At 31.0% G+C, this 2,336-nt stretch carries 2 protein-coding genes and 1 tRNA gene; all 3 read right to left on the reverse strand.

Annotation, left to right across the window (positions count from 1 at the left end; translation table 11 throughout):
• Positions 1-86: 86 nt before the first annotated feature.
• Positions 87-647 carry a PTS sugar transporter subunit IIA gene (locus IGI63_RS16695; protein ID WP_025189410.1) on the reverse strand — a complete coding sequence of 187 codons (561 nt, stop codon included), beginning with the start codon at positions 645-647 and terminating at the stop codon, positions 87-89.
• A 792-nt stretch (positions 648-1,439) separates the two neighbouring features.
• Positions 1,440-1,546 (reverse strand) — tRNA-Met (locus IGI63_RS16700).
• A 55-nt stretch (positions 1,547-1,601) separates the two neighbouring features.
• The coding region (locus IGI63_RS16705; protein ID WP_429976403.1) for a DUF3825 domain-containing protein at positions 1,602-2,336 on the reverse strand (735 nt) is incomplete at its 5' end.

The raw sequence follows: 2,336 nt of genomic DNA on the forward strand, positions 1-2,336 counted from the left end.
TCTAAATATTTTTTAATTCCAAAATAAAATTTTATTTCTGTTCAAAAAAAACAGATATTCCTTTATAGAAATATCTGTCTAATGCATTAATTGGCTGTGGCAGAGCCAACTGGTGTACCAGCTGTAACCATGCCAGTTTTCTCTAACGAAAATTGTGCTACTTTATCCATGTTGGTAATAATGACAACCATTTCAGTTCCTTTACCAGCTGCTTTAATTGCTTCTAAATCAGCAATTGCGACCACCGTATCTGCAGTCACTTGGTCGCCTTCTTTCACTTTAATAGTGAACGGTGCCCCGTTTAACTCTACCGTATCGATACCCATGTGTAATAAAATTTCGAGACCGTTTGTCATTTTTAAACCAATGGCATGTTTTGTTTGGAAAACGCTTAAAACTTCTCCTTCAATAGGTGCATAAATTTCACCATTTTCTGGAACTACTGCATAGCCATCTCCCATCATTTTTTGTGAAAAAACAGGATCATTCACTTCACTAATTGGGATAACGGTTCCATTGGCAACGGCATACATTGTATTATTTTCGACAACTTCATTCTTTTTCTTCAAAAATCCAAACATTTCTCTTCCCCCATTTTTTAAAGTATCACTAGTATAGAAAAAAGTTTCATGAATTACAAGTGGCACCTTTGTATAATTCTAAAATTTATTTTAAAATAAGAATTTGCATTGGCATTTACTTTGTCAGCGGGTATACTTATACTTGATGTATTTTGCATTTATTTCAGAAATAACAGCCAATGTTCTAACGTGTTCTTTACTAATCTAAACCCATGTATATTAAGGTTTCAAAATTATTTCCATTCTTTGCTAACTTATTTTTATTCTAAATATGGTATTCAAATGGTAGTCACACCCACCGCCTCTGGTGGGTTTTTGTTTCGTGATATTTTATGGTTGTGGTATAGTTTTTTTGAAAAGGAAGTGGTTCAGTCAATGTTTATTTCGCGTTTGTTACTTCTAATTTTTTCTGTATTAATTTTCTTTGTTGCTGTTTTTGTAACAATCATTTTTATTCATGATAACTTTAATAAAAATAAAAGACCTTAGTGTTGGCTAGGGTCTTTTATCGTAATCCTATATAGTGTGTCGTTCTGTAATATTTATTATTTCTAAGCGTATAGGATTGTCCGCAGGTTGGACATAAATAAATATTTTTATTGTACTGCTTTCTTGCTATAGCTCCACAATTACAATCGATATAATAAGTTCTATCCTTGTTGTATCTATTGTTCTTTGGATAAATTGGATTTTTAAAAAAATCATATCCCATTTTATCGCCTCTTCTCTAAATTTATTTAGAAAAAAAGCTCCCAGCTAAACTGAGAGCTTTACTCTGTATGAAAGAATTCCTACACTTAGGAGGTAGGTTTTATTTTCGGATATGTCGTAGACCGTATCCTTATCTGTAATTATAGTATATTTTAGGCGCACCTAAAAGTCAATAGTTTTTTACAATTATTTTATTCGAACCATCAACCGAACGGTTATGAGCCGTTTGCTCTAACCAACTGAGCTAAGTATTTTGTAAAAAAAATAAATGTAATAAAACTAGTAAGTCTATCTTAGCCCTATTTAATATCAATGATTATTTAACCAGTTGCTCTCTGGCTTCATTATTAATCTTGCATTACAATATGCCATTCCTGGCGTAAGTATCGTATTAATTCTATATGAATGTTGATGTTTTTCAATTGCTAAAGGAAGCGTTTCATTACCAAATTTCAAAGGAGCTAAGTACATTATTTTTTTATTGTAATATTGAGGAACAACAAGTCTATTATTTCTTAGTATTCTTTGTTTCATTTGTTCAGTTGAAGCATTTAGTATAGTGACTATCAATGAATGATCTAATTGTTGAAGACTTACTGGTAATCTATCATAATTATCTCTTACTATGTGATCCATATTATATAAAATTGTTAATTTAGTATCAAAATACATATCCTCTGGGTTGTCTTCAAAGTAGTCAATGTGAGATGGTAAATCTCCTCTCATGCTCTCTGGTATTTTATGGTCTGAACTTCTATAAAAACTTTCAAAAAACCACGGTTGTTCACCAGTCCTTTTGTTCTTTGTAAACAACATGAAAATTTCTTCACCATTAACAGTCAATAAGCCTGTATTCATAACACATTCATTTTCTTTAATCAACAACCTATCTTCATCAAAAGATTTTGAAAAAGTATGATGAATGTATTGAAACAAAACCCCATATTTTTTCTGTTTATCTTTAGAATTTGGATTTTCATAATACCAATCTTCTTTTTCTGCTAGTTGCTCGGCTAAAAAGATTAATTTGTTGTCAAAATTACC

The sequence above is a fragment of the Enterococcus sp. DIV0086 genome, from assembly GCF_050498705.1.
GTDB lineage: Bacteria > Bacillota > Bacilli > Lactobacillales > Enterococcaceae > Enterococcus > Enterococcus faecalis.